This window comes from Streptococcus sinensis, from assembly GCF_000767835.1.
GTDB lineage: Bacteria > Bacillota > Bacilli > Lactobacillales > Streptococcaceae > Streptococcus > Streptococcus sinensis.
The window spans coordinates 1-18304 of sequence record NZ_JPEN01000070.1; the positions used below are offsets into that span (position 1 = coordinate 1).

Sequence of the window (18304 nt, forward strand, 5' to 3'; positions counted from 1 at the left end):
ATAAAATAATTAAGAAAGGGTTTATACTGGCGGAAGCTACCCGCTAATATAAATATAAGGTTTCTATGTATCGTATTTCATTTCAGGATGACATTAGCATCATGCCGCGTGAAAGGCTGATCAGGGAAGGAGCGGATAAACTCAGTAATCAGGAATTGCTATCTATATTTTTACGAACGGGTAGCAAAAAAGAAACTGTCTTTCAAGTTTCTCAAAGGATTTTATCATCGATTTCTAGTTTGAATGATTTAAAGTATCTGACTTTGCAAGAGTTGCAAACTATTTCAGGAATTGGCCCTGTGAAAGCAGTTGAGCTTCAGGCCATTATTGAGCTTGGCTGCCGTATCAATAAGGCTGAAGTGCTGGAGAGGGAGCAAATTCTTGGAAGTCAAAAACTGGCTCGAAAAATGCAGGTCGAATTAGGGGATAAAAAGCAGGAATGTTTGGTTGCTATTTATCTTAATAGTCAAAATCAGATTATCCATCAGCAGACAATCTTTATGGGAACGGTGACCCGAAGTATCGCTGAACCGCGTGAAATTCTACATTATGCTCTTAAACATTTGGCGACATCAATTATCCTTGTGCACAATCACCCTTCGGGAATGACTCTGCCTAGTAGGAATGACGATGAGGTCACCAAACACATGAAGGAAGCCTGCGAACTGATGGGCTTGGTTCTTTTAGACCATTTAATCGTCTCAAAAAATAATTATTATAGCTACCGTGAAGAAACTGATTTGATCTAAAATTTATGAACTGCATCATCAAATATAGTCAGGTTGTTCTAAACAGAGATTCGGGGAGCTATGTTTGGAACACTGAAAAAATAGCCACCCATCGGTTGAGGTTCAATGATATCAACCCCTTTAGCACGTAAACTATAGGAGATGACTTCACACTGAGAGAAACGAAGCTAAGCACAGAAGCAGGATAAAGATATTTGAATAACTTGCACATTGGAAATCACTCTTTTGTTTCCTGTTATTCCAATAAGTGGTCTTCTTGTGAAATAATCTGTGTCACTCCAGCATCAACTTTTCTTCTTTTTCATGAAGTAAAGAAGGGTTTGTAATTCGCTTGTTAAATCAACATATTGAACAACAACTTCCTTTGGAAGGGTGAGATGAACAGGTGAAAAACAGAGAATTCCCTTAATCCCTGCTTTGACTAATACAGAAGCGACTTCCTGGGCTTTCAGACTCGGTACAGTTAGGATAGCTGTTTGCACATCTCCTGACTGTACTTTTTCTTTAATTTCTGAAATGCCGTAAATTTGCACACCATCGCTGGTGGTTGTACCGACATCAGGATGATCATCTGTATCGAAGGCCATGACGATTTTCATTTTATTTCGTTCATGAAAACGATAGTGGAGAAGTGCTTTTCCCATATTTCCGACCCCGACAATCATAACGTTGGTGATAGAGGTGTCATTTAAGAGATCGGCAAAAAAATTCATCAGCTTTTTGACATCATAGCCAAAACCTCTGCGACCTAATTCACCAAAATAAGAAAAATCTCGTCGAACGGTGGCTGAGTCAATACCGATTGCTTCTGCGATTTGTTTTGAATTGGCCTTTTCAATATTTTCCGAATTAAATCGTTTAAAAATCCGATAGTAGAGCGAGAGCCGCTTAGCTGTAGCACGGGGAATGGGATTACTTTTTTCAGTTGTCACAAAATCACGACCTTTCTATCTCTATTCTATAGAAAGTTTGTGAAAAAAGCAACTAATTTGATAGGTAAAACATTAAGCTAACTTATGAGGAAATTAAACGGAATAGAAAAAAGCAAAATTTTGAGAATTTTGCTTATTGGGGCGTTTTTTCAAAAATTTGTCTTTCAACTAAGCTATCCATCAGGAAATAAAACTTTTGCTGAATAATGTGATGGTCTTCAGATTTGAAAATATTAACCAATCTTAAACCAGATTTGTCTGTAATGTTGATTTTGAATCCGGTTAAGTCTTTGTTTACGATGATTTTGAGCAGGAAGCCATTACCGCTGTTAGGAACAGCTTCAAGTAAGCGAGAAAGCTCATAATTACCGACCTTTGTTTCAGCAAATGTATTGTCGCGTAGCGTAAATTTCTTAACATTGGGATGAAGCGAGTAGTTGAAGTCGCAGTTTGGTAGACTTACAGATGTTTGAAAAGCCATCTTATCCTCCTAGTATTTCTTTCAGTTTTTTACTAAAATCTTTAATTTCTTCGATGGTGGTCTGATCTGAGACACTGATTCGGATGGATTCATTTAAGCGTTCAGAGTCTTGTCCATACATGGCTTGCAAAACATGACTAGGCTGAACAGCTCCAGCCGTACAAGCTGATCCAGTTGAAATGGAAAAACCATTTAAATCCATTTGGAGTAAAAGGAGATCATTCTTGTGATTTGGAAATCCAATATTGATAACATAAGGCAGGCTGGGCTGACTTTCGTTTAGGTAAAAATCTATATCTGATAAATCGTCCAGCAGAGTATCTTTTAACAGCTGGGCATGTTCAAGGTTTTTCGCTAAATGATTAAAACTTTCAGAAAGTGCAGTTGCCATTCCGATGATGGAGACAAGATTTTCTGTGCCTGCCCGATGTTTGGTTTCCTGATCACCGCCGTGCATAAAATTATCAAAATCCATCTTGTCAGCATAGAGAAAGCCAACACCTTTTGGTCCATGGAATTTGTGGGCTGATGCACTCAGAAAATTGATTCCCCATTCTTCTGGATAGACGGGGAGCTTACCGATGGCTTGAACAGCATCGACGTGAAAAGCAGCAGGATGATCCTTAAGCATTTCTCCAATTTCTTGAATTGGCAGCATATATCCTGTTTCATTGTTGACAGCCATGACAGAGACAAGGATGGTGTCAGGTCTGAGAGCACTTTTTATATCTTCAATTCGGATTTGGCCATCCACCGGCTGAACAATCGTTGCTTCAAATCCAAAGCGCTTAACCAAGTATTCAACTGGTTCTAAAACAGCATGGTGCTCAATAGCGGTGGTGATAATATGTTTGCCTTGAGCCTGATGATGCAGAGCATAGCCTTTAATAGCGGTATTATTACTCTCAGTCCCTCCTGAGGTAAAGAGAATATTTTTGCTCCGAGTATGCAGAACTTTAGCAATATCTTCACGGGCTTGTCTGAGAAGTTTATTGGCTTCCCGACCGTGGCTGTGCGTACTGGAAGGATTGCCAAAGACCGCCATTGCCTTAGTCATGGACTCAATCGCAGCAGGCGACAAGGCAGTCGTAGCAGCATTATCTAAATAAATCACAAGGTTTTTCCCCTACTTTTTTTGATAAGCAAACAGCGGGCTGACTGGTTTTCTTTCCTGAATCAGTACGATAGCATCACCAATCAATTCACTTGCTGTGATATATTTTGTATTTTCAGGAATTCTTTCTTTTGTGTCAACGGAATCGGTAACAAGTATTTCCTTGATTGGAGCATTGTCCAGCAATTCAGCAGCTCCTTTAACAAAAAGTCCATGGCTAGCTACAGCATAGATTTCGATAGCGCCTTCACGATTCAAAATTTTAGCAGCTTCTGAGAAAGTTCGACCAGTATTCAAAATATCATCGATTAAAATAGCTTTTTTGTCTTCAACATCACCGATGATATAGCCTTCAGAACGCCCTGCTTCATCCTCTCCATAGTCAATGATGGCGATTGGAGCGTCTAGGTATTCCGCCAGGCTGCGGGCACGTTTTACACCTGAGTTTTTAGGGCTGACAACAACCACATTTTCACCAGTCAATCCCATACTGCAGTAGCGGTCAGCAAAGAGTGGAATGGTGATAAGATTATCAACTGGAATATCGAAGAAACCTTGGACTTGAACTGCGTGAAGATCCAGAGAAACAACCCTGTCTACGCCTGCACCAACCAGCATATTTGCTACAAGCTTAGCAGTAATTGGTTCTCGTGGGGCAGCTGTTCTGTCTTGACGAGCATAACCGAAGTAGGGCATGACGACATTAACAGTATTGGCACTGGCACGTTTACAAGCGTCCACCATAATCAATAATTCCATCAAGTGATTATTCACTGGAAAGCTAGTAGATTGAATGATGTAGATATCGTAGCCACGCACGCTCTCCTCAATATTAATCTGAATTTCACCGTCTGAGAAATGCTGTGATGATAGCTTACCTAAAGGTTTTCCTACTGCTTTAGCAATCTTTTCAGCGATTGCGTGGTTTGAATTGAGGGAAAAAAGCTTCATATTTTTTTTGTCTGACATTAGATTGACCGTCCTCTTTTTGACTCTTTTGATTTACAACTCTTATTCTACCAAAAAAATAGGATTATTTCAGCTATTTGACAAGTTTTCGGCAAATCTTGCGATTTTGCTTTTTCCTGCTTTGTATTCAATTTGCTTCTCTTGTAAAAAATCTGCAAATTTCTGTCTACCAGCAACAAAATCCTTGACTTCGACTTCTAATTCGAAGTCATTTTTATCAAAATAATAGTTCTCATCTAGGGCGAAAAGACCAATTTCATGCTGTTTTTCATAACGGATGGTTTTGAGCGAGCCCAATATTCTCAATTTATCAATAGGAATCTCCTGCTCCCGAAGTAATTCTAAAATTTTTCCATCTGGGAAAAGATTTTCTTTTAAAACTTTTTGCGTCTCTTTCTTAGTCAATAGTTGATTGTATTCCAGATTTCCGATCTCTTGAGGAATCTTTAAAGTAAATTCGGTAGCAGAAGGAGTGGTTCTGACCCGCAATGCTATGCGTGCATCACGAAGTGCAAAATCGGCAGAATCAATGTAATAATTGATTTGGGTAACAGGTTCGATATCTTTGAAAAACGGGAGTAATTTTTTATGCTCGTCTTCGGTCAGCATGGTTTTAAATTCAATCTCTAAATAATCCATTTTCAGTCCCTTTTCGTTTTTTTTTGAAAGCGATTTATGATATAATTACTATTGTGTTTATTTTATACAAAAAATGATAATATGACAAGGTATGTATATGACATTAGATTGGGAAAATTTTCTGGATTCCTATATTCAAGCTGTTGGAGAATTGAAAATCAAGCTTCGAGGTATTCGTAAGCAATACCGCAAACAGCAACGCCATTCTCCGATTGAATTTGTAACTGGTCGGGTAAAGCATGTTGAAAGCATCAAGGAAAAAATGACTGCTCGCGGGATTCGGGAGGAAAACCTAGCCCAGGAGATGCAGGATATAGCTGGGTTGCGCATCATGGTTCAATTTGTTGATGATGTGAATGAAGTCTTAAATGTTCTGCGAATGCGAACAGATATGCGGATTATCCAAGAGAGAGATTATATCACTTATAAAAAATCCAGTGGCTATCGCAGCTATCATGTCATTATTGAATATCCGGTAGATACGATTAGTGGGAACAAGGTTATTCTAGCAGAGATTCAGATTCGTACCCTGTCTATGAACTTTTGGGCAACGATTGAGCACTCTTTAAACTATAAGTACAAGGGAGAATTTCCAGAGGAAATCAAAAAACGCTTGGAGATAACGGCCAATCTAGCTTACCAGCTTGATGAAGAGATGGGGGCCATTCGCGATGCCATTCAAGAAGCACAAGCTCTTTTTGACCCTCTGCACCGCAAGCTAAATGACGGTGTTGGAAATAGTGACGATACAGATGAAGAATACAGGTAAAAAAATAGCGCTTATCCGCAATCGCAAAAGACAGAGTGAGGAAGTTTTCCAAACTTTGATGCAAAAGTTGAGAAAGGCAGGCTTTATCCTGACACTGAAAAATCCGGATATCGTGATTTCTGTCGGCGGAGATGGGATGCTGCTATCAGCTTTCCATAAATATGAAGATCAACTGGATAAGGTCCGCTTCGTCGGTGTTCATACAGGACATCTGGGTTTCTATACTGATTATCGAGATTTTGAACTGGATAAATTAGTGGAAAATCTGAAATTGGACACAGGAGCAAAGGTTTCTTATCCGATTTTAAATGTCAAGCTTACTTTTGAAAATGGTGAAACTCGGACGATTCGCGCACTCAATGAAGTAACGATTAAACGCTCCGACAGAACCATGGTAGTTGATGTGATTATTAATAATGTTCATTTTGAGCGTTTCAGAGGAGATGGGATTTCTGTCTCAACGCCGACTGGAAGCACAGCTTATAATAAATCTTTGGGAGGAGCAGTCCTGCACCCGACGATTGAAGCCTTGCAAGTAACAGAGATTGCCAGTCTTAATAATCGAGTTTACCGCACCTTGGGCTCTTCGGTCATCGTTCCTAAAAAGGATAAGATTGAGCTGGTGCCGACGCGCAATGATTACTATACTGTGGCTGTTGACAACCAGACATTTTCTTGTAACAATATCGTCCGGATTGAATACCAGATTGATAATCATAAGATCAACTTTGTCGCCTCACCTAGTCACACCAGTTTCTGGAATCGTGTGAGAGACTCCTTTATTGGGGAGTGTCAGGAATGAGATTTGAATTTATTGCTGATGAGCATGTCAAAGTTAAAATATTTTTGAAAAAGCATGAAATTTCCAAAAGCCTTCTGGCCAAGGTGAAGTTCGCAGGTGGTAATATCTTTGTCAATGATCAGCCTCAAAACGCTATCCATTTACTAGATATTGGCGATAAGGTGACGGTAGATATTCCGTCTGAAAAAGGCTTTGAAACTCTAGAAGCCGTAAATCGCGATTTATCCATCATTTATGAAGATGAGCATTTTCTAGTTTTGGATAAGCCTGCTGGGCTAGCCAGTATTCCCAGTGTCAATCATTCCAATACGATGGCAAATTTTGTCAAAGCTTACTATATTCAGCAACATTACGAAAATCAGCAGGTTCACATTGTGACGAGATTGGATCGCGATACCAGTGGTCTCATGCTCTTTGCGAAACATGGCTATGCTCATGCAAGGCTGGATAAGCAGCTGCAGAAAAAAATGGTTGAAAAGCGTTATTATGCGTTGATCAAAGGAAGCGGCGAGCTTGAACCAGAAGGAGATATTATTGCACCGATTGGGCGGAATCCTGAGAGTATCATCACCAGATGTGTGACAAAGGATGGGAAATATGCCCATACTAGCTACAAGATTGTGGAGCGGTTTGGAGATGTCTATTTGGTTGATATTCGTCTGCATACTGGACGAACCCATCAGATTCGTGTGCACTTCGCTCATCTTGGCTTTCCATTGTTAGGGGATGATCTCTATGGCGGAACTTTGGAAGCGGGGATTACTCGGCAAGCCTTGCATTGTCATTTACTAAACTTTTATAATCCATTTTCCGGACAACAGATTGGTCGCTCCAGTCCTTTGCCAGAAGATTTTAAACAGGTTATTCAGAATTTAAAAAATTAAGAAGAAAAAGGAGTTTTAATAAACAATGAAAATTTTTGAGTCTATTCGTGAAGCATTAAAAAACAAGGAAGTGAGAATTGTCTTACCAGAAGGGGAAGAACCTCGTATTCTGCAGGCAACAAAACGGATTGTGAAAGAAACGAGCATTACACCAGTCCTTTTGGGAAATCCTGATAAAATTAGCATTTATCTTGAAATCGAAGGAATTACGGAAGGTTATGAAGTTATCGATCCGTCAAACTGCTCTTGTTTTGAAGAAATGGTTACTGCTTTGGTGGAACGCCGTAAAGGCAAGATGACAACTGAAGAAGCTAGAAAAGTGCTGACGGAAGATGTCAATTATTTTGGTGTTATGCTGGTCTATCTTGGAAAAGTACATGGAATGGTTTCAGGTGCTGTCCATTCTACGGCTGCAACTGTCCGTCCAGCTCTTCAAATTATTAAAACTCTTCCGTGGGTTTCTCGTACATCTGGTGCTTTTTTGATGGTGCGTGGTGATGAGCGCTATGTCTTCAGTGACTGTGCTATCAATATTGATCCAGATGCTAATATTCTAGCTGAAATCGCAGTTAACTCAGCGCTGACGGCTCAGATATTTGGCATTGATCCTAAGGTAGCTATGCTTAGCTATTCTACCAAAGGATCTGGTTTCGGGGAAAAAGTGGACAAGGTGGTTGAAGCTACGAAATTGGCCCGAGAAATGCGTCCTGATTTAGTTATTGATGGTGAGTTACAATTTGACGCAGCTTTTGTGCCGGAAACTGCTGATCTAAAAGCCCCAGGAAGCCCAGTAGCTGGCCAAGCAACCGTTTTTGTCTTTCCAAATATTGAAGCTGGGAATATTAGTTACAAGATGGCAGAGCGTCTGGGTGGCTTCTCTGCGGTCGGACCGATTCTTCAAGGACTCAATCATCCAGTAAACGATCTTTCTCGTGGTTGTAATTCAGATGATGTTTACAAATTGACTTTGATCACTGCTAGCCAAGCGGTAGGTCACTATTAATATCTTGCAAAAACATTAAAAAGAGTCAAATAGTCTCTCTAACCTCAAATAGTTTGAAAGACTGTTTGACTCTTGTGGGGTGGGACGACGAACTGAATTAAAAAAGTTTAGTTCTGTTCCACTCCACTCCTTTTTTCAATTGCTTATGCTATACTATATGATATGTTAGACTTGAAAAAATACGGAATTGAGATGTGGGAGGAAGACAAGATTGTCTCCTTCCGCCATAAATTACTAGCTTGGTATGATGAGCATAAGCGTGATTTGCCTTGGCGACGGACAAGCAACCCATATCGTATCTGGATTTCTGAGATTATGCTCCAACAGACTAGGGTAGATACAGTCATTCCTTACTACGAGCGGTTTCTTAAGTGCTTTCCAACAGTGGCCGATCTGGCTCAGGCGCCAGAAGACAAGCTTCTGAAAGCATGGGAGGGACTGGGCTATTATTCCCGAGTTCGCAATATGCAGGTGGCTGCCCAGCAGATTATGTCTGACTTTAGTGGTATTTTTCCAGCTAACTATGAGGAAATCAGCAGTCTCAAAGGAATCGGGCCTTATACAGCGGGAGCGATTGCCAGCATCGCTTTTGGTTTGCCTGAGCCCGCAGTCGATGGCAATGTCATGCGGGTGCTGAGCCGATTGTTTGAAGTAGACTTAGATATTGGTCAACCGAGCAATCGTAAGGTTTTTCAGGCGATGATGGAAATATTGATTGACCCAGCACGGCCTGGAGATTTTAATCAGGCTTTGATGGATCTGGGTTCAGATATCGAAGCACCTGTCAATCCTCGTCCAGAGGACAGTCCAGTTAAAGAATTCAGCGCAGCTTATTTGCACGGAACCATGGACAAATATCCCATTAAGGCACCTAAAAAGAAGCCGATTCCGGTTTATCTGCAGGGGTTGATTATCGAAAACGAGCAGGGACAGTTCTTACTGGAAAAGAATGAGGCAACTGGGTTGTTATCTGGTTTTTGGCATTTTCCCTTGATTGAAGTCGAGGAATTTCAAACGGAAGATCAGCTGTCACTTTTTGAGGTTGCTGAAAATCAGCCTAGTCTGGGTTTATCGCCCCAGGAAAGTTTTGAGCAAGATTATGATTTGACTGTCGATTGGCAGCAGCAGCCGTTTCCAAAAGTGCAACATGTGTTTAGCCATCGCAAGTGGCACATCCAGTTGGCTTATGGTCAGGTTAAAGATAGTCAACATACAGCGGCTGGAGAGGTCTTATGGCTTCATCCAGAAGAATTTGACAATTACCCCTTTGCCAAACCTCAGCAGAAGATGTGGGAGGTTTTTCAGGAAGTTAGAAATAAGTAAAAAAATCTGAGACTTTTTTTGTCTCAGATTTTTGAATTGAACCAATTTTACAAGTTTGCAAAAGCTTTAATCTCATCTGCAGTCATAGAAGAATCACAACGAATAGATACTTGGCCGTCTTGAACATGAACAAAACCAGGAACCGTCGGAATGCTATATTCAGAGCGGAAGGCTTGCAATTTATCCAACTCACCGCTTTCTTCACTGTTGATGAAGAAAATATGCGCCTTAGTATCAGCGACAACGCTAGCAAGAGTAGCAGCGAATTTACGGCAGTAAGGGCAAGTTTTACGACCGACGAAGAAGGTGGCTGTTTCTTTGTCAACAATCGCCTGACGAGCTCGGTCTACAGTTGTAAGTTCTAAATCTTTAATGTTTTGAGCAAATTGTTGCATAAAAATCCTCATTTCTTTTGATAGAATTAGTATGCCATAAAATACAAAAAAATGCTTGATTTGGAAATGAAAAACTAGAGAAAGGAAAATCCGGTCTCTGGTTAATTTAGTTATCGCATAGTCTTATTTGATAAACTCATTGATTTCTGCTTCGATAGCCGCAATTTTGGCATGAGCATCTTCATTTGAATCACCGACAACAGCGATGTAGAACTTGATTTTTGGTTCTGTTCCAGATGGACGGACAGCAATCCATGAGCCATCAGCCAAGGTGTATTTAAGCACATCACTTGGTGGAGTTGTCAAAGCTGTAACGCTACCATCTGCGGCGGTAGAAGTCTGAGCCTTGAAGTCTTCTGTGACAGAAATGGCAGTAGCATTGAAGTCTTTTGGACCATTGTCACGGAATTTGCCCATGATAGCTTTGATTTGCTCAGCACCGTCAACACCAGACAGGGTCACAGAGATAGTCTTTTCAGCAAAGTAACCATACTCTTTGTAAATTTCTTCGATACCGTCAGCCAGAGTCAAGCCGCGAGAACGATAATAGGCAGCCAATTCTGCAACAACTAATACCGCTTGGATCGCATCTTTGTCACGTACAAATGGTTTAATCAAGTAGCCAAAGCTTTCTTCAAAGCCCATCATGTAAGTGTGATTGTGTTTTTCTTCAAATTCTTGAATCTTTTCGGCGATAAATTTGAAACCAGTTAAGACATTGAACATGGTTGCGCCGTAGCTTTCAGCAATCTTGGTTACAAGATCGGTAGAGACAATGGATTTGCAAAGTGCTGCATTTGCAGGAAGTGTTCCAGCTGTCTTGTGAGCTTCCAAGATGTACTTAGCCATAATTGCACCAATTTGATTTCCTGAAAGATTGCGATAGCTACCATCTTTTTGGAGAACTTCAACACCAACACGGTCAGCATCTGGGTCTGTTGCGACAAGGACGTCCGCACCAACTTTGTGTCCCAATTCTTCAGCGAGAGAGAAAGCCGCCTGGTTTTCTGGGTTTGGTGATTTGACAGTAGAAAAGTCTGGATCTGGCACACATTGAGCTTCAACAACCTGAACAGAATCAAAACCAGCTTGGGCAAACGCTCGACGTGCTAACATTTCACCTGTACCGTGAAGCGGAGTGTAGACGATTTTCATGTCTTTTCCATATTCATCAATCAATTGTTGATTGATATTCACGTCTTTTACTTCTTTAAGGTATTCAGTATCAACGTTTTCACCGATGATTTCAATCAATCCAGATGCTTTTTCGGCTTCAACATCAGCTACTTCAATAGTAAATGGATTTTCAATGGCACGAATATAAGTTGTTAGAGCATCAGCATCATGAGGCGGCATTTGACCACCATCTTCGCCATAAACTTTATAGCCATTAAACGGAGCAGGGTTATGGCTGGCTGTAATCATAATACCAGCAAAGGTCCCCAAATGGCGCACTGCAAATGAAAGCTCTGGTGTTGGGCGTAGGCTTTCAAAGACATAGGACTTGATGCCGTGTTTGGCCAAAACAGCAGCGGATTCAAAAGCGAACTCTGGTGAGAAATGACGGGAATCGTAGGCGATGGCTACACCGCGTTTCTTAAACTCTTCACCTTTTTCTTCAATCAAGCGAGCCAATCCTTCAGTTGCTTGACGAACAACATAAATATTAATCCGATTTGTACCAGCTCCAATCAGGCCACGCATCCCAGCAGTACCAAACTCAAGGTTTGTATAAAATGCATCTTCCTTGGTTTTTTCGTCCATGCCTTCTAAATCTTCCCGAAGATAGTCAGGAAGTTCAGCGAAATCAAGCCATTTTTGGAAGTTATCTTGATAAGTCATAGGTGGAGTCTCCTTTATATTTAAGATAGAAAATCAACTTGCGACTTTTCTCAGATTTGAGATAGAGCACAGGGATTTTCTGATTAATTTAATCGCTTTCATTATAACATATTTTCATAGTTTTTGAAAGTGTCGACCTAAAAAATCCTGAAATACTTTTGAAAAATGAATAGTAGCGCAAAAGAAAAATAACCACACTGGGTGATTATTTTTTGAACTTTTCAAGTGCGGGCACAATAGCGACGGTAAGAATGGCAGAAATGACCATTTCAGAAATAGAATTGGCTGATAGAACAAGTGCGAGCATCGCTTGAATATCTCCATTGTAAACAGCTGAAAATAGGATGAAAATTCCACCAAGAACAAAGACGGTGTTGGTCATAGAGCCTACTGCACCAGCAAGCACTAACCCCGGCTTGTTTTTCATCCATTTATAGACGAAGTAGGGGGTAATCCCAATCAGAATTCGTGGCACCATAGCAATCATTAAGGAATTAAGATTCCCATTTGGTACAAAAGGGCTGAAAAGATAACTAGTCGGCAGAAGAACCAGAGTATTAGTCACGACACTGATCAATCCCATCAAGGTTCCTAGTATAGCTCCGATGCGCGGTCCGTAGATGATGCTGGCGATAATGACCGGAATGTGGATAATGGTCGGCTTAATCGGAACTGGCAGCAGATTGAAAATGACGGAGCTCAGCAAATGGAGTACCAGCATAATGGCAAAAAAGATGGCAATTTGGGCAACACTAGATTGTTTTCTCATTTATAATTTCCTTTACTTTTTCTATAATCGTATTTATATCGGCCAGAGCACCTGTCCCGTGGTCCCCACAAGCTAGAACAGCTTCACGTGGTTCAATTATTTCCCAGCCAAATTGTTTCAATCTTTCCAGATTGTGTTGGGTCAAGGGATTTTCGTACATTTTGGTATTCATAGCCGGGGCGATGACTTTTTTGACATGAGAGGGTAGAGCAAGAGCAGTAGCGGTTACCATGTTGTCCGCTAGGCCATTGGCCAGTTTGGCGATGGTATTGGCTGTAGCAGGAGCGACTAAGAAGAGATTCGTCTTCTTGGCAATTTCAATATGGTTCACCTTGTCTGGCCAAGGTTCTTCCATAATGTCAAGGGTGACAGGATTTTTTGATAGTACCTGCAGGGTCAGTGGGGTGATGAAGTGACTGGCAGCTTCCGTCATGAGAATAGACACGGTATAGCCCAACTTCCCAAGCTGACTAGTAATATCCGCAGCTTTATAGGCAGAAATGCTACCTGTGACTGCGAGGGTGATCTGAATCATAGTCTGCCTCCTTTCTGGATATGGTCTAGCAGCTTTTCAGCAATATCTTCCTTGGAAAAAGCTTCTGTGACAGTGTTTTGCCCTACGAGATAGGCATGGTGAAGACCGCTTGAAATTTCAGCCAAATCATTGGCGACAATCAGTTCAGCCTGATTTTTTATTAGGCTGGATCTAGCAGTAGTAAGCAGTTCTTCTTGCGAAACATCTACCAATAGTTTAAATCCAATTAGTCGAATATTTGGATTCCATTCTTTGACCTTGCTAATGATTTTGGGATTTTTCTTGAGGAAAAGCACTTGGTAGTCATCAGCAGAAGAAATCTTGCTCTGGGAGTTGCTTTTATCCAGAAATTCTGTCATATCTGAACTAGCAAGAACCTCTTCGAATCCTGCCATATAAATCGGCTTGTAGTCTGAAACAGCCATGGAGTGAATGAGTACATCATGGGCTGGCACCAGCTCCCTCATAGCCAATAGCAACTGGTTGGTATTTTCGATCATTCTAATCGTTAATTGTTCGTGCGGGGCAGGCTTGACAGCTTTTTCAGTCGTTAGCAAAGTCACTGTGGCACCGTTGGCTAAACAATGCTCAGCAATAATTTTTCCAAGCTGGCCTGTCGAATGATTGGTAATAGAGCGGACTTGGTCGATTTTTTCGCTAGTTCCGCCAGAAGTAATCAATATGTTCATAGCCTTATTTTACAAGAAAAAAAGAATTAAGTAAAATAAAATTCATTCAAAATAGTCTCGTATGAACAAAATTTTTTCTTTGAAAGAATATGGACGATGATAAATCAATAGAACTCAAAAGAAGTAATTACCGAACATTATACTTAATATGGTGTTTGTTTGTGCAGATTTAAGTATTTTTTGTTATAATCTTTATATTAATTGATAGAGGAGTTCCTGATGAAAACAGATATTGAAATTGCTCAAAGTGTTGAATTACAGCCTATTGTTGATGTGGTAAAAAAAGTTGGCATCGACTATGACGACTTGGAACTATATGGTAAGTACAAAGCCAAGCTTAGCTTTGATAAGATTCGTGAGGTTGAAAAAAATCCTGTTGGCAAACTGATTTTGGTAACAGCAATCAATCCGACACCTGCTGGAGAAGGTAAATCTACCATTACCATTGGACTAGCTGATGCGCTCAATAAAATTGGCAAGAAAACTATGATTGCCATTCGCGAACCGTCTTTGGGGCCTGTTATGGGAATCAAAGGAGGCGCAGCTGGCGGCGGTCACGCGCAGGTTCTACCGATGGAAGATATTAACTTGCATTTTACTGGTGATATGCACGCCATTACGACTGCTAACAACGCCCTGTCAGCTCTCATTGATAATCATTTGCATCAAGGAAATGCCCTGGGAATCGATCAACGCCGCATTATCTGGAAGCGGGTGGTTGACCTAAATGACCGGGCTCTTCGCCATGTGACCGTTGGCTTAGGAAGTCCTGTCAATGGTATTCCGCGCGAAGATGGTTTTGACATTACGGTTGCATCTGAAATCATGGCGATTCTTTGCTTAGCCACGGATATTGAAGATTTGAAAAAGCGCTTGGCTAACATTGTCATCGGTTATCGCTATGACCGCTCACCAGTCTATGTTCGTGACCTTGAGGTAGAAGGGGCTCTGGCTTTGGTCTTAAAAGATGCGATTAAGCCGAATCTGGTACAGACGATTTATGGGACACCGGCCTTTGTTCATGGCGGACCATTTGCCAATATCGCCCATGGCTGTAACTCTGTTTTGGCGACTGGCACAGCGCTGCGCTTGGCTGAGTATACTGTGACGGAAGCAGGGTTTGGTGCGGACCTTGGTGCTGAAAAATTCTTAGATATTAAAACTCCAAACTTACCGACTTCTCCAGATGCAGTCGTAATCGTTGCAACCTTGCGCGCCCTCAAGATGAATGGTGGAGTAGCTAAGGATGCACTTACAGAAGAGAATATTGAGGCGATCCGAGCTGGTTTTGCTAATCTCAAGCGGCACGTTGAAAATATCCGTAAGTTCGGTATTCCAGTGGTCGTCGCTATCAATGAATTTGTCTCTGACACGGCTGCTGAAATTACAGCGCTTAAGGAACTTTGTGCAGAAATTAAGGTTCCAGTTGAGTTAGCTAGCGTTTGGGCTGATGGTGCTGAAGGTGGTGTATCTCTAGCTGAGACTGTAGTCCAAACCATTGATGAAGAACCAGCTCATTACACTCGCCTTTATGACAATGATTTATCTATTGAAGAAAAAATCGAGAAGATTGTCAGAGAAATCTATCGTGGTTCAAAAGTGAACTTTGAGAAAAAAGCGCAGACTCAAATTCGAGAAATTGTCAAAAACGGCTGGGATAAGCTGCCAATCTGCATGGCTAAAACACAGTATAGCTTCTCAGACAATCCTTCTGCTCTGGGCGCGCCAGAAAATTTTGAAATCACCATTCGTGAATTGGTACCAAAACTTGGGGCAGGCTTTATCGTGGCTTTGACAGGAGATGTCATGACCATGCCAGGATTGCCAAAACGACCTGCAGCACTCAATATGGATGTAGCGGCAGACGGCACAGCGATTGGCTTGTTTTAAAAAATATTTTTAATATTTAAAGGGGAATGAAATGTTTGAAAAAAATACTAGACAAATCCTGTCAGAATTTGATGACGCTAAAGAGAGTTACGAAAGACTTCTGGAATATGTCAAAGCAACAATTAAAAGTTTATTGAATGATAAAAAAATTCAGTTTCACGAAATAGAAGGCAGAATAAAAGATAGGGAGAGTTTAAAGGAAAAAATTGTGATTAAAGATAAATACAAAACACTATCAGAGATTACTGATATTTGTGGAATTCGAATTATTACTTTCTTTTCAGATGATGTAGATAAAATTGCTAATTTACTTGAACAGGAATTTAATTTAGACAAAGAGAATTCTATTGATAAAAGGAAAAGTCAAGATCCAACAAAATTTGGTTACGTATCTTTACATTATATCCTTCAATTAGATGGTAGTAGAGCTGAATTATCTGAAAATAGTGTTTTCAAAGAATTGAAGTTTGAAGTACAAATTAGGACGATTTTACAGCATGCATGGGCCGAGATAGAACATGATTTTGGTTATAAAACCGAAAGTGAAGTCCCTGAAAAAATTAGAAGAAGATTTTCAAGATTAGCTGGGCTAATTGAACTTGCTGACAATGAATTTATGGAAATAAAAAGAACTGAAAAAGATTATTTTAACGAAGTTGAAGCAGAAATAGGTAATCAGTCTCAAAGCACCCAAATTGATTCAGTCAGTATCTCGGCTTTATTAGATAGTGACTCTTTTATGAAATTTTTGCGGAACTATTATAAAAAATATAATATTGAAGTTAGGAAACCGGGCGGTAAATTTAAGGATGAAAGAATTTCTAAAATTGTAAGTTATTGTGAACGGTCAGATATTAAGACTATAGATGAATTGGTGAATAAGTTTAAAGATAAGTTTCCAGATTACTTTAATGAATGGATAAAGGATAAGAATAACTATTTTTATGTGTGGAATATTACTCCGCTACTTGATATTGTGCCAATGTTAAAGTCTGATAGATAAACCTATCACCATTCGTGAACTGGTATCAAAATTTGGGGCAGGCTTTATCGTGGCCTTGACAGGAGATGTCATGACCATGCCAGGATTGCCAAAACGTCCTGCGGCACTCAATATGGATGTGGCAACAGACGGCACAGCGATTGGTCTATTTTGATTTTGGTTTAAAGAGTCTGGGACAAAAGTCCGACCTCAAGTATAAAAAGCGAACAAAACTAGTTTTCTGGTAATCAGAATTCTGCTTTGTTCGCTTTTCGCATTTAATTATATATTTGAAGGGCTTAATAATTAAGATTTTTAAAAATTGAAATCTTTTTGTCCCAGACTCTTTTTTTGGTATAATAGTGAAAATAAGGAGAATGGAATACGGAGTCAACATGAACATTAGATTAGCAAACCCATCAGACGCTGCTACCTTGCTTGATATTTATGCGCCTTATGTAGAAAATACTGCCATCACTTTTGAATATGAGGTATCCACCATTGAGGATTTTGGAAATAGGATTGCCAAAACGTTGGAAAAATATCCTTATCTGGTAGCGGAAGAAGACGGTTTGATTTTAGGTTATGCCTATGCTTCAACTTATTATGCGCGTGCAGCTTATGATTGGGCGGTAGAATTATCCGTCTATGTCAGCCAAGATGCTAGAGGAAAAGGAGTTGGCAGCAAGCTTTATGATAAACTTGAAGACATGTTAGATCAGATGGGTTATATCCATTTTCTAGCCTGTATTTCTTTGCCTAACCAAGATAGCCTAGCTTTTCATGCCAAGCGAGGTTATCAGCAAGTTGCGCATTTCCCTAAAATCGGCTATAAATTCGAACGTTGGTATGACATTGTTTGGCTGCAAAAGTCCTTGGACAAGGTAACTGAACCTATTAAACTTTTAAAAAAAATGGAGTGGAAATGATGAAAAAGAAACATTTATTAATAACTCTTCTAAGCATTACCCTTTTGACTTTGAGCGGCTGTCAGGCCGTTGAAAATTGGTTTAAAAATGCCAAGGAGGAATGGCTGGGGTTAGAGATGACGGTACGCACCTACGATGAAAATTCTCAGCTCATTGACCAGATGTCGGGCAAGTCCCTGTCCATCTCGCGTAACGAGGAGTTTGACTCGGTTGATGCGGAAGGAAATTCAAAGAAAGATTCATCTGTGCTCAAAATTACCTTAGGTAAGTATGAGATTGACCATGTGGGCTCTTCTTTGATTGCAGAAGAAAAAGGCTTGAAAGATGTGTTTGCCGAGTATCAAAAGACTGTAGATGTTGAGGAGAATAGTCATTCTGTCCCTGTTTTAAATCGCATGATTTCAGCCTTTAAAAACGACTTTACCGGAAAGAAAAAGGTTATTCTGATTCGCTCTCAAAACGGTACTCCGCTGGCCGCCTATGCCGGTGACCGCGTCTCTCTTGATAAATCCGATGCCCCTAAAACTTCTGAATTACTGATTGACGGTAAGCGTCTCGTGATTTATCGCTGTGACTACACTATTTATGACCGTAAATTATTGGAGTAA

The 18304-nt window shown here is 40.4% G+C and carries 20 protein-coding genes and 1 pseudogene; 11 read left to right on the top strand and 10 right to left on the bottom strand.

Annotation, left to right across the window (positions count from 1 at the left end):
• The first annotated feature begins 65 nt into the window (after positions 1-65).
• Positions 66-749, top strand: coding sequence for a RadC family protein (gene radC / locus SSIN_RS06080; RefSeq protein ID WP_037616910.1), 684 nt, complete (start codon positions 66-68; stop codon positions 747-749).
• Positions 750-1033: 284 nt separating this feature from the next.
• Here the strand turns inward: radC and SSIN_RS06085 are convergent, their stop codons facing one another.
• From SSIN_RS06085 to SSIN_RS06105, 5 genes are all read right to left on the bottom strand, one after another.
• Positions 1034-1681, bottom strand: coding sequence for a redox-sensing transcriptional repressor Rex (locus tag SSIN_RS06085; protein ID WP_037616912.1), 648 nt, complete (start codon positions 1679-1681; stop codon positions 1034-1036).
• 133 nt (positions 1682-1814) lie between these two features.
• Positions 1815-2162: a DUF1831 domain-containing protein gene (locus SSIN_RS06090; protein WP_037616915.1), complete on the bottom strand. Its 348-nt coding sequence runs from the start codon at positions 2160-2162 to the stop codon at positions 1815-1817.
• Position 2163: 1 nt separating this feature from the next.
• The gene (locus SSIN_RS06095) at positions 2164-3276 is read right to left on the bottom strand and encodes a cysteine desulfurase family protein (protein WP_037616917.1); all 1113 of its coding nucleotides are present in this window, start codon (positions 3274-3276) and stop codon (positions 2164-2166) included.
• A gap of 12 nt (positions 3277-3288) precedes the next feature.
• Positions 3289-4245: a ribose-phosphate diphosphokinase gene (locus SSIN_RS06100; RefSeq protein ID WP_037616919.1), complete on the bottom strand. Its 957-nt coding sequence runs from the start codon at positions 4243-4245 to the stop codon at positions 3289-3291.
• Positions 4246-4314: 69 nt separating this feature from the next.
• On the bottom strand, positions 4315-4884 hold the full coding sequence (locus SSIN_RS06105) for a CYTH domain-containing protein (RefSeq protein ID WP_037616921.1): 570 nt from the start codon (positions 4882-4884) through the stop codon (positions 4315-4317).
• A 97-nt stretch (positions 4885-4981) separates the two neighbouring features.
• On the opposite strand from SSIN_RS06105, the gene yjbM reads away from it, so the two are divergent.
• The 5 genes from yjbM (at position 4982) to mutY (ending at position 9665) form a co-directional block, all read left to right on the top strand.
• Positions 4982-5653: a GTP diphosphokinase gene (yjbM, locus tag SSIN_RS06110; protein WP_037616924.1), complete on the top strand. Its 672-nt coding sequence runs from the start codon at positions 4982-4984 to the stop codon at positions 5651-5653.
• Positions 5637-6455 carry an NAD kinase gene (locus SSIN_RS06115; RefSeq protein ID WP_037616926.1) on the top strand — a complete coding sequence of 273 codons (819 nt, stop codon included), beginning with the start codon at positions 5637-5639 and terminating at the stop codon, positions 6453-6455. Before yjbM ends, SSIN_RS06115 begins: the two co-directional genes overlap by 17 nt.
• Positions 6452-7339, top strand: a complete 888-nt coding sequence (locus SSIN_RS06120) for an RluA family pseudouridine synthase (RefSeq protein ID WP_037616928.1) — start codon at positions 6452-6454, stop codon at positions 7337-7339. The genes SSIN_RS06115 and SSIN_RS06120 overlap by 4 nt, the downstream gene beginning before the upstream one ends.
• Positions 7340-7364: 25 nt before the next feature.
• Positions 7365-8342 (top strand): phosphate acetyltransferase, encoded by a 978-nt coding sequence (gene pta, locus SSIN_RS06125; RefSeq protein ID WP_037616931.1) that lies wholly within the window; start codon positions 7365-7367, stop codon positions 8340-8342.
• A 162-nt stretch (positions 8343-8504) separates the two neighbouring features.
• A complete protein-coding gene (gene mutY / locus SSIN_RS06130; protein ID WP_037616933.1) occupies positions 8505-9665 on the top strand; it encodes an A/G-specific adenine glycosylase in 1161 nt (386 codons plus the stop codon).
• Between the two features lie 47 nt (positions 9666-9712).
• On the opposite strand, the gene SSIN_RS06135 is transcribed toward mutY, so the two are convergent.
• The 5 genes from SSIN_RS06135 to SSIN_RS06155 form a co-directional block, all read right to left on the bottom strand.
• Entirely contained in the window at positions 9713-10060 is a 348-nt protein-coding gene (locus tag SSIN_RS06135) for a DUF6568 family protein (RefSeq protein ID WP_037616934.1), read from the bottom strand.
• 123 nt (positions 10061-10183) lie between these two features.
• Positions 10184-11902 (bottom strand): phospho-sugar mutase, encoded by a 1719-nt coding sequence (locus tag SSIN_RS06140; RefSeq protein WP_037616936.1) that lies wholly within the window; start codon positions 11900-11902, stop codon positions 10184-10186.
• Positions 11903-12107: 205 nt separating this feature from the next.
• Positions 12108-12671, bottom strand: coding sequence for an ECF transporter S component (locus tag SSIN_RS06145; protein WP_037616939.1), 564 nt, complete (start codon positions 12669-12671; stop codon positions 12108-12110).
• Complete coding sequence (gene coaC / locus SSIN_RS06150; RefSeq protein ID WP_037616942.1) at positions 12655-13206, bottom strand: phosphopantothenoylcysteine decarboxylase; 552 nt, start codon at positions 13204-13206, stop codon at positions 12655-12657. Before coaC ends, SSIN_RS06145 begins: the two co-directional genes overlap by 17 nt.
• Positions 13203-13895, bottom strand: a complete 693-nt coding sequence (locus SSIN_RS06155; RefSeq protein ID WP_037616944.1) for a phosphopantothenate--cysteine ligase — start codon at positions 13893-13895, stop codon at positions 13203-13205. Before SSIN_RS06155 ends, coaC begins: the two co-directional genes overlap by 4 nt.
• Before the next feature lie 219 nt (positions 13896-14114).
• Here SSIN_RS06155 and SSIN_RS06160 point away from each other — a divergent pair, with 219 nt between their 5' ends.
• The 5 genes and pseudogenes from SSIN_RS06160 to SSIN_RS06175 all read left to right on the top strand — a co-directional run bounded on the left by SSIN_RS06160 (position 14115) and on the right by SSIN_RS06175 (position 18304).
• On the top strand, positions 14115-15785 hold the full coding sequence (locus tag SSIN_RS06160; protein ID WP_037616946.1) for a formate--tetrahydrofolate ligase: 1671 nt from the start codon (positions 14115-14117) through the stop codon (positions 15783-15785).
• A 31-nt stretch (positions 15786-15816) separates the two neighbouring features.
• Positions 15817-16788 carry a GTP pyrophosphokinase gene (locus SSIN_RS06165; RefSeq protein ID WP_037616948.1) on the top strand — a complete coding sequence of 324 codons (972 nt, stop codon included), beginning with the start codon at positions 15817-15819 and terminating at the stop codon, positions 16786-16788.
• 4 nt (positions 16789-16792) lie between these two features.
• A pseudogene (locus tag SSIN_RS10260) lies at positions 16793-16942 on the top strand (formate--tetrahydrofolate ligase); the annotation flags it as partial.
• 220 nt (positions 16943-17162) lie between these two features.
• Positions 17163-17696 carry a GNAT family N-acetyltransferase gene (locus tag SSIN_RS06170; RefSeq protein WP_037616990.1) on the top strand — a complete coding sequence of 178 codons (534 nt, stop codon included), beginning with the start codon at positions 17163-17165 and terminating at the stop codon, positions 17694-17696.
• Complete coding sequence (locus SSIN_RS06175; RefSeq protein ID WP_156956295.1) at positions 17693-18304, top strand: DUF5052 family protein; 612 nt, start codon at positions 17693-17695, stop codon at positions 18302-18304. Before SSIN_RS06170 ends, SSIN_RS06175 begins: the two co-directional genes overlap by 4 nt.

What these genes read in the sequence shown, in the direction of transcription:
- radC (WP_037616910.1), top strand. Translation starts at nt 66, where the DNA reads ATGTATCGTATTTCATTTCAGGATGACATTAGCATCATGCCGCGTGAA.
- SSIN_RS06090 (WP_037616915.1), bottom strand. Translation starts at nt 2,162, where the DNA reads ATGGCTTTTCAAACATCTGTAAGTCTACCAAACTGCGACTTCAACTAC.
- SSIN_RS06100 (WP_037616919.1), bottom strand. Translation starts at nt 4,245, where the DNA reads ATGTCAGACAAAAAAAATATGAAGCTTTTTTCCCTCAATTCAAACCAC.
- SSIN_RS06105 (WP_037616921.1), bottom strand. Translation starts at nt 4,884, where the DNA reads ATGGATTATTTAGAGATTGAATTTAAAACCATGCTGACCGAAGACGAG.
- yjbM (WP_037616924.1), top strand. Translation starts at nt 4,982, where the DNA reads ATGACATTAGATTGGGAAAATTTTCTGGATTCCTATATTCAAGCTGTT.
- SSIN_RS06115 (WP_037616926.1), top strand. Translation starts at nt 5,637, where the DNA reads ATGAAGAATACAGGTAAAAAAATAGCGCTTATCCGCAATCGCAAAAGA.
- SSIN_RS06120 (WP_037616928.1), top strand. Translation starts at nt 6,452, where the DNA reads ATGAGATTTGAATTTATTGCTGATGAGCATGTCAAAGTTAAAATATTT.
- pta (WP_037616931.1), top strand. Translation starts at nt 7,365, where the DNA reads ATGAAAATTTTTGAGTCTATTCGTGAAGCATTAAAAAACAAGGAAGTG.
- mutY (WP_037616933.1), top strand. Translation starts at nt 8,505, where the DNA reads ATGTTAGACTTGAAAAAATACGGAATTGAGATGTGGGAGGAAGACAAG.
- SSIN_RS06135 (WP_037616934.1), bottom strand. Translation starts at nt 10,060, where the DNA reads ATGCAACAATTTGCTCAAAACATTAAAGATTTAGAACTTACAACTGTA.
- SSIN_RS06140 (WP_037616936.1), bottom strand. Translation starts at nt 11,902, where the DNA reads ATGACTTATCAAGATAACTTCCAAAAATGGCTTGATTTCGCTGAACTT.
- SSIN_RS06145 (WP_037616939.1), bottom strand. Translation starts at nt 12,671, where the DNA reads ATGAGAAAACAATCTAGTGTTGCCCAAATTGCCATCTTTTTTGCCATT.
- coaC (WP_037616942.1), bottom strand. Translation starts at nt 13,206, where the DNA reads ATGATTCAGATCACCCTCGCAGTCACAGGTAGCATTTCTGCCTATAAA.
- SSIN_RS06155 (WP_037616944.1), bottom strand. Translation starts at nt 13,895, where the DNA reads ATGAACATATTGATTACTTCTGGCGGAACTAGCGAAAAAATCGACCAA.
- SSIN_RS06160 (WP_037616946.1), top strand. Translation starts at nt 14,115, where the DNA reads ATGAAAACAGATATTGAAATTGCTCAAAGTGTTGAATTACAGCCTATT.
- SSIN_RS06165 (WP_037616948.1), top strand. Translation starts at nt 15,817, where the DNA reads ATGTTTGAAAAAAATACTAGACAAATCCTGTCAGAATTTGATGACGCT.
- SSIN_RS06170 (WP_037616990.1), top strand. Translation starts at nt 17,163, where the DNA reads ATGAACATTAGATTAGCAAACCCATCAGACGCTGCTACCTTGCTTGAT.
- SSIN_RS06175 (WP_156956295.1), top strand. Translation starts at nt 17,693, where the DNA reads ATGATGAAAAAGAAACATTTATTAATAACTCTTCTAAGCATTACCCTT.